This is a genomic window from Spirosoma sordidisoli (genome assembly GCF_004138325.1).
GTDB lineage: Bacteria > Bacteroidota > Bacteroidia > Cytophagales > Spirosomataceae > Spirosoma > Spirosoma sordidisoli.
Genome location: NZ_SBLB01000021.1, coordinates 1 through 7,433 on the forward strand (window position 1 = coordinate 1; position 7,433 = coordinate 7,433).

Below are 7,433 nucleotides of genomic sequence, written 5' to 3' on the forward strand. Positions count from 1 at the left end.
GGCTTATAACTATCAGATTTACAAACAGTTATAGTGTGGATAACTTTAATAAAGTGAGGTTTAATCGGTAATAAAGTGAGGTTTAATCGGTAAAGTGGCCTTAATAAAGTGAGGTTTAATCGGTAAAGTGGCCTTAATAAAGTGAGGTTTAATCGGTAAAAAAATGAAGTTGTTTATTATTATTGATTTTTTAATCTCACTTTTTATATTTGCTTCAAAATCAGCAGTAATGGCTAAAACAGTGGAGATATGGCAGGATAACGCATTAACCGTAGCCCGCTATGAAATGAGTGAAGCAGAAAAAAATATTCTGTACATGGTAGTGGCCAATGTCAAAAAAGAGGATGCCCCGACGAAGATGTATCAGGTATCAGTTAAAGAAATGGCTGAAATTACTGGATCGAAGGAGTTGATGTTTGAGACATACAAGCAAGCTACTCGAAAACTACTTACACGGGTGTTTGAAACGACACTTCCCAATGGGGACTTGTTACAAGCCACTTTTATCTCTTCAGCTTTGTATAAGAAGGGTACAGGAATCATTGAAATAGAGCTTTCTCAACGGGTCCGTCCCTTTTATGTAGACTTGAATCAACGATTTACTAAGATTCAATTGGCTGCGGCTATATCACTCAATTCAGCTTATGCGAAGCGAGTTTACGAGCTATTGTGCATGTATAAAAACATGAAAGACAAGACGTTTCGGCGTAACCTGACTGACCTTAAAACCATACTTGGGATTATTGACCCAAAAACGGGCAAAGACAGTTATTCAAGTTGGACATGGTTTCAAAGAAACATATTGGACGTGGCCACAAGGGAAATTAATGGCCATACGGACATCACGTTTACCTACAAACCGATTCTTGGCGACCGGCCAGGGCGAGGACGGAAACCCGTTGAGCAGGTCGAATTTGAAGTCTTTTACTCGATTAAATCGCAGTCTGAACCAGTAACGCCCCTACTCGAACGGCTCATTAAACAGTTCCGGCTCCGACCCGATCAGGCCGCTAAGGTGTTGGAAATGCACTCGATTGAGGTAATCAACCGCCAACTGTATGACATTCACACCAAAGCCAGCGACGGCAAAGTGAAGAATTTGGGCAGCTATACGGCCAAAGTATTTGGGCTGGAAACCACGAAAGAGAAGGGAAAATAGCACCGTGCAGGAAACGGAATGCTGTTCAAATAAAGTCTATCTGACTTAACTAAAAAATTTGTAGGTAAAACGGATGTTATCCTGATAGTAGACTATACGCAGTAGAATAGAAAAGCGTTGCGTGGTAGCCTAAAAAAATTGTCTTCAATAGTAAAGAAGGGCTATTATGCATCATCAAAGGCTTTTCCCCTGTTGAATAAGTTGACTCTTCTTATCTTCACTATAGGCTATTCCGAGCAAGCGATTAAGTATTTTTTTTAAGTAATTACAGATAGAGTTAAACAACCAATCTACTCGTTGAAGCTATGGAGCAGGAACAAAACGCCTTCTTAAAAAATTACTCTTTACCAGAACGAGGGGCTTACTTGGGGGCATTGGCAACAATGGCTTTGGCAGATGGCAACGTTTCAGTGGAAGAAACCGACTTCCTCAATTTAATGAGTGAAGCGGCTGAGTTACCTCAAACTATGCAGCAGGAGGTTCAACAGATTGCCCATAATCCTTCCCAGGTGAGCCTACAAAAGTGTCTCGATGTGTTGAAGGGAAGCCAACTCCGTTTTTCGTTCATAACCGACCTGATTGCTTTCGCAAGAGTCGATGGCGGGCTTTCGGCTCCCGAGCAGCAACACATCCAGCAGATGTCAGCCTACTTGGGTGTTAGTGAGCAACAGTTCAGTATCCTTAACGAGTTTGTTGACCAAGCGGGACAGGCCCAGCAACAGGGAGAAGACCCAACCTCCCCCTCGTTCTTAACCAAAACTGGCTTTGATAATCTGTTCAAAAAAGCGAACATATCCCCCCAGATAGTACAAGGGATGCTGGGTGTCTTAGCTCCGATTGTCGTCAGCAAAATGATGAGTGGGGGACATCAACGAGGGCGCAACGGGGGATTAGGTAGCTTGTTGGGCGGACTAGTAGGGGGTAATCTAAACCCGACCGGCGGTGGCTTAGGATCATTTACTTCCATTTTAGGTAATTTGAGTGGCCGCTCGAAGCACAGCCGTATGAGTTCGGGCGGGCTGGGTGACCTGTTGAAAAATTTGGTAGGCGGCAAACGGCATCATTGAGACACTTAGAAGATGCTCCAACTTTTTGCTGCCCTTTGAGTTACTTCTGAGAGTGTACCTCAAAACCCCAATTCTTATGACAACTGACCATCCTCAGGAGCACCAGAAAGCCGCCGAAAACCATAAAAAGGCAGCCGAGTATTTTCAGCAGGCCGCTGATAATCATCGCGCAGCAGCCGAACACTTGGCCGCTGGCGATCACCAGAAAGCGGCTCATCATGGCTATACGGCTTTCGGACTCAGCACCCACGCCCATCACCATGCCGAAGAAGCGGCCCTGCACCACTCCCATGAGCATGGGAGCAAGGAGCCACTGCATGAGCACGAGTAGAGCAGCCAAGTTGAATTCACACTTAGCTTAAACAAGTTTAGTGGATTCGAGTTGGTTGGATACTGATTCACTCAATGGACTGAAACACTTTTTAGCCAACCACTTCTCCAAAGGAGTGGTTGGCTTTTTTACGGCCTTTATTTAACTCAACCCAGTTATAGGTCCTGTAGGCCTACTTTAAATAGTGCTTTGCTTCCTGGCTTAGAATCGGATATTCAGCCAAATCAAGCACCTTCTTGTAGTGCAGCCGGGCCTGTTTTAGCTGGCCAGTCTGGACCGCTACCCGTGCCCGAATTGTGTATGCCCACGCTTGCCACGCTTCGTCTTTAGGTGGATTTTGGAGCAGTTGCTGAGCGAGGGTATCGGCTTCAAGGGTGGCTCCCTGGCTTAACCGTAACCGGGCTTTCAGAACTAAGCCAACCTGTCGGTAAACGGGTTGCGGGTTTTTCAGCAGGTTATCAATTAACAAGGACGCAGAAGCTGGACGTTGGGCATTTAAAAGCATTTCGGCATAGCGAGCGGAGAAAAATGGGTTGTCAGGGTATTGCTTCGCTAATTGTGCTAAGTAGGGCAGGGCTTCCGGAGCGCGGTTCTCATAATCAGCCAGGATATGTGTCAGATAAAGGGTGGCTTCGACGCGGGAGAAAAGCGACTGCTGGATGGCCAGTACTAACTGGTTCATCCCCTTTTGTTTGTCACCTGAACGCATAAACCAGACCAGCGGCTTATAGGCCGGGTGTAATTGGGGATATTCTTCCCGGTAGTAATCATACAGACCGGACGAGAAATAAAAGTCAGGATACTGCTGACGATACGCCCGCCCCTTTTGCAGATACGCATATGCATTTTTGGCATACGCCACAGATTTAAGCATTTGACGGTCATAGTAGGCCATACGGGTCAGCATCGCTTCGGCCGTGAAGTAGGTGAACATCAACTCCGGATCATCGGCGTGTCGGTCAAGCCCTTGGGCAGCATTAGCCGCCGTTTTTTCGAGTAGGGTGACCAGTTGGTTGCGTAACCCTTGGTCGGTACGGGCTGGGAACCACTGCCAGTGTAACCGAACGGCTCGGAGCAGGTCAACGCCCGGATGGTTCGCTGTACGCTGATCTAATTGGTTGAGTAATGTATTCGTCTGGGCCGGTTGATTGTTATAAATAGCTTGAAGTGTCTGATTGACCAATCCCTGATGAACCGACATAGATTCTGTCCCGGATGATTGAGCAAAAGAGCAATTCGACCAGATGAGTAGGCTAATGACTCCGACAATGTAGTGGCTTCCCATCAGAAAACGCGCTGAGCAGTTGAATGAAAACGGGGCGTATCCTTGTTTGTCACTGGACGGTGACGGCTACGTCGGGTTAGCTTTCGCTTGACCCAAGGATATACGTGATAGGCAGCCTCCGCTGACAGTAGGCCAATCCCGGCTCCAACCAGTACGTCAGAAATCCAGTGTTTATCATTGACCATGCGCAGGTAGCCTGTTGTGCCCGCCATGGCATAACCAGCAACCGGAATAAGCACACTGGTATGACTAAATTCACGATCGAGGATGCCCGCCCCGGCAAAGGCAAAAGAAGCGTGCCCCGATGGAAACGACTGCCGATCAGAATCATCCGGACGAAGGTAGCCGGTCGTAAATTTGAGTCCATAGGTAACGATGCCCGTTAGTGCACTAGCCGTTAACCACAAGCCAGCTCGATCAAAGGGTGTTGAGCGACCTTTCACGCCAGCCGCTGTTAAACCAGCCAGTAGCGCAGATGGCCCCACGGCCAGATAGTTATCAATAGAGGTTCGATAGCCATTACTATAGTTCAGAATACTAGTTCGTACCCCAAATCGATTAAAGGCGTGATTCCCGGAGAGTGTATAAAGGCCTGTTCCAATAAAGGCCGATGGAACGGCCAGTCGGGCGATGGACAGCCGTGGTGTGGTTCGTATGGTGTCTGGTTGGGCGGGAGCCTGAGCAGCCCAGCCCGCCAAAACGATTAACCAGATTAATCGCCACAGTAAGCTATGGCTATGCCTAGTCATGCACATTATCTTCGTAGGTAAATCTATTCTAAAAAGCACCGGCCATATTTGAAATAAACGGGTCATGGCGGCATCTTTGTAAGCGCCGACCCACAGAAATATGGATGGGGTACTAAATCAGCAGAAGTGACTCCGGACAGACTCGAACTGTCGTCTATTAACGATGGTCAATGGCTCTACCAGTTGAGCTACAGAGTCAGCAAAGAGAGTTTTTCAATGTTTATTCCCAAGGTGTTCAACGGGCGGCAATATGGGGCTAATTCCCGGAAAAGTCTCTTAACATAACTCTCATTTATACAACACCCCTCCGAAAAGTACAATTTACAACGGGGTAAAACAGGGGCAACATCGGACATTATCCACTCCTTTTATCCGTTAGCTTTTCTCTATTTCTTTTCACCAGTCACTTCTTGTGCTCGAACCTGGTCGGTAAACGCACGACTGGCTTTAAACGAGGGAATCACATGAGCCGCAATCCTGACCGCCGTATTCTGGCTGATATTACGCGCTAGTTTGGCCGCCCGCTTTTTCAAAATGAAGCTGCCAAAGGTGCGGATATAGATAGGTTCACCTTCGGTCAACGCGTCTTTCACAACGCTAAAAAAGGACTCAATAACGGACCGGCTGGTGAGCGTATCAAGGCCGGTTTTTTCACTGACTTGGTTAATTACATCTTGTTTCGTCATGGTCAACTAACTGATTTATGTCCGGTTAAGGCTGGAATATGCCTAAAAACCTCTCGTCACATCCCTATTCCCAAGCCTCGATTCTGTTTCTGCTCGTGCTGCAAGGTCAACTCCCGCTGCTGGCTTAACTCAATTTTCTTGGCTTGCTCGATCTGTAGCCGCAATTCTTCCACCTTACGTAGATCAGCCGCTAACTGCTGCTGTCGCTCCTGCTGGCTGTCGCGCAATTCCAGCGTCATAGCGGCCTTCTCTTGGGTCGTACCGTTGCTCATGGTGTTCTGATAGCGGAGACTCTCCTCCAAGTCTCGACGGTAGTCCAGTTGGGTATCAAAAGCCCGCTCGCAGCGCTGTTTGAAGGCGACCCGGTTAAACTGGCCGAACTTGTGACTATGCTCGGCACTTTTGCCCTGGCCGCGATGGTTGGTCAACGGACTCAACAGCCGCTGGTTGGCCATGTCTTTGCGGCTGACAATGATCTGCACGTGCATTTGATGGCCAGCTTTGGCTTCCCCGCGCTGGCTTAGCCCCTGCTTCACTTCCGGATCAGTCCACTTGTAGCCCCGGTTGTATTCGACCTTGCCGTACCACTTCACATCATCGGGGCCTAGCCCCTTCTGAAAGTTGGCCGCATATTCAGCCATCACCCCACGGGCATAGTCCTTGAGCTTCTGGGGGTCATTGCCGATGTGGGCTAGTTCCTTCTGGGAGGGGCTAATGTTGACCAGGTAGTATTTAGCCTCGTGCTGTTTGAGTTTGGCCGTGTTGGCGTCGATGCCCTGACGTACCTCATAGGCCCGTAAATCGTCGCGGCCCTGGTTGAACCATAATTCGGCCTTGTGCTCGGCTTTCAGATTATTTTCTTTCTCCAGATACTCCACGAGCTGGCCACAACTGCCGGCATTGCTGCCGCTACTGCTACTGGTGATGTTGATATGGGGCATAGTTAGAAAGGGAAAAGATTACAGATTGTCTACTTGGCTGCGGGTGTGCTCCTGCAAGTCCTTCACGGCTCGGCCCTGGGTGAGCGTGTTTAGGGCGTCACGCTGCTGAATGTAGTTATCCAGCAAGGCCCGAAACTTGGCTTTTAAGGCGCTCTTTCCCTCACGGTGTGTTCTTACCTCATTTTGATACGTTCGTGTCTCAGAGAGCAGTTTTTGCAACTCTGCGGCCATTGTCTGCTGGTGCTTGTGTAATTCCTTTTGTTGGGTCAGCACATTTTGGGTTTCCTGCTGGCGTTCCCCCTGGCTATCCAGGTAGAAGCCGTGGATATAGTTCTGGTCGTCGAAGTTGAAAAAGGCGTCGAACTGTTTGATCAGGAAGCTTAGGCTACGCTGCACTTCGCGTTGATCGGCCATGATGGGGATAAGTGCCTCCTTTTCCTGGGTCTTGATGAACGAAATGATGCGGTTGATCCCCTGACCCAGCTCTTTTTTGAGCAATTCGTCGTTCAAGTCGCCCGGATCTTTCTGGGATTTGTAAAAATAATCCACCATTTGCCCGAACAGCTCTTGCTTCGAGCGGCCCAGCTTTTCACTTAACTTGCTGAATTTCAGGTCAGTATCTCCGCCGAAGCGGACCGATTTATTCGCTTTTGCTTCCATTATTAAGCGTAGTAATATACTAAAAACGTTCTCAGTTTGCTAAATAAAGGTATTTTAACCCTATAATATACTTTTTGCTTACTAACTAATTATAAAAAGTAGTACTAACTAATTGATTACCAGTACAGTGACCTCGTAGAGCAAGTGAGAATTATCGCGAAGCGTAATTCCCGCTTGCTCTTTGTAAGACCGCTTCGCGCTTTGGTTCGCGTCCGCTTTTTTTTTGTTTTTTTGCTCTTTTTTCCCCGTTGTCTTTTCTCCCCTTTTCAACTATTCTTATCGTTACTCTTTTTTTTACTTTCTAAACCGTACCTGTCAAACCACTTCCTGGCGGCTTTTCCTCGCGTGTGTACGCCCGCGATCACGCGCGAGACAAGTGTTTGTGTATTTCAAATATCACTTGTTAAACACTTGTAAGGGGAAAATAGGGCTTATAACTATCAGATTTACAAACAGTTATAGTGTGGATAACTTTAATAAAGTGAGGTTTAATCGGTAATAAAGTGAGGTTTAATCGGTAAAGTGGCCTTAATAAAGTGAGGTTTAATCGGTAAA

The 7,433-nt window shown here is 47.5% G+C and carries 8 protein-coding genes and 1 tRNA gene; 3 read left to right on the forward strand and 6 right to left on the reverse strand.

The features are described from left to right. Positions 1-229: 229 nt before the first annotated feature. The 3 genes from EQG79_RS30745 (at position 230) to EQG79_RS31170 (ending at position 2,557) form a co-directional block, all read left to right on the forward strand. Entirely contained in the window at positions 230-1,159 is a 930-nt protein-coding gene (locus EQG79_RS30745) for a replication initiation protein (protein ID WP_129607079.1), read from the forward strand. Positions 1,160-1,464: 305 nt separating this feature from the next. Further along, complete coding sequence (locus tag EQG79_RS30750; protein WP_129607069.1) at positions 1,465-2,226, forward strand: tellurite resistance TerB family protein; 762 nt, start codon at positions 1,465-1,467, stop codon at positions 2,224-2,226. A gap of 76 nt (positions 2,227-2,302) precedes the next feature. Next, the gene (locus tag EQG79_RS31170; RefSeq protein WP_165358999.1) at positions 2,303-2,557 is read left to right on the forward strand and encodes a hypothetical protein; all 255 of its coding nucleotides are present in this window, start codon (positions 2,303-2,305) and stop codon (positions 2,555-2,557) included. 172 nt (positions 2,558-2,729) lie between these two features. Here the strand turns inward: EQG79_RS31170 and EQG79_RS30760 are convergent, their stop codons facing one another. The 6 genes from EQG79_RS30760 to EQG79_RS30785 all read right to left on the reverse strand — a co-directional run bounded on the left by EQG79_RS30760 (position 2,730) and on the right by EQG79_RS30785 (position 6,878). Then, positions 2,730-3,758 carry a YfgM family protein gene (locus EQG79_RS30760; protein WP_206445623.1) on the reverse strand — a complete coding sequence of 343 codons (1,029 nt, stop codon included), beginning with the start codon at positions 3,756-3,758 and terminating at the stop codon, positions 2,730-2,732. Positions 3,759-3,841: 83 nt separating this feature from the next. Then, a complete protein-coding gene (locus EQG79_RS30765) occupies positions 3,842-4,657 on the reverse strand; it encodes a phosphatase PAP2 family protein (protein WP_129607071.1) in 816 nt (271 codons plus the stop codon). 61 nt (positions 4,658-4,718) lie between these two features. Further along, positions 4,719-4,789: transfer RNA gene (locus tag EQG79_RS30770), tRNA-OTHER, on the reverse strand. A gap of 188 nt (positions 4,790-4,977) precedes the next feature. Then, positions 4,978-5,277, reverse strand: a complete 300-nt coding sequence (locus EQG79_RS30775) for an HU family DNA-binding protein (protein WP_129607073.1) — start codon at positions 5,275-5,277, stop codon at positions 4,978-4,980. Positions 5,278-5,333: 56 nt separating this feature from the next. Beyond that, a complete protein-coding gene (locus EQG79_RS30780; protein ID WP_129607075.1) occupies positions 5,334-6,218 on the reverse strand; it encodes a DUF5712 family protein in 885 nt (294 codons plus the stop codon). Positions 6,219-6,236: 18 nt separating this feature from the next. After that, positions 6,237-6,878, reverse strand: a complete 642-nt coding sequence (locus tag EQG79_RS30785; protein WP_129607077.1) for a BfmA/BtgA family mobilization protein — start codon at positions 6,876-6,878, stop codon at positions 6,237-6,239. Positions 6,879-7,433 lie beyond the last annotated feature (555 nt).

Excerpts from the sequence above, each read along its gene's own strand:
- EQG79_RS30745 (WP_129607079.1), top strand. The coding sequence starts at position 230 with ATGGCTAAAACAGTGGAGATATGGCAGGATAACGCATTAACCGTAGCC.
- EQG79_RS30750 (WP_129607069.1), top strand. The coding sequence starts at position 1,465 with ATGGAGCAGGAACAAAACGCCTTCTTAAAAAATTACTCTTTACCAGAA.
- EQG79_RS31170 (WP_165358999.1), top strand. The coding sequence starts at position 2,303 with ATGACAACTGACCATCCTCAGGAGCACCAGAAAGCCGCCGAAAACCAT.
- EQG79_RS30760 (WP_206445623.1), bottom strand. The coding sequence starts at position 3,758 with ATGTCGGTTCATCAGGGATTGGTCAATCAGACACTTCAAGCTATTTAT.
- EQG79_RS30765 (WP_129607071.1), bottom strand. The coding sequence starts at position 4,657 with ATGACCCGTTTATTTCAAATATGGCCGGTGCTTTTTAGAATAGATTTA.
- EQG79_RS30775 (WP_129607073.1), bottom strand. The coding sequence starts at position 5,277 with ATGACGAAACAAGATGTAATTAACCAAGTCAGTGAAAAAACCGGCCTT.
- EQG79_RS30780 (WP_129607075.1), bottom strand. The coding sequence starts at position 6,218 with ATGCCCCATATCAACATCACCAGTAGCAGTAGCGGCAGCAATGCCGGC.
- EQG79_RS30785 (WP_129607077.1), bottom strand. The coding sequence starts at position 6,878 with ATGGAAGCAAAAGCGAATAAATCGGTCCGCTTCGGCGGAGATACTGAC.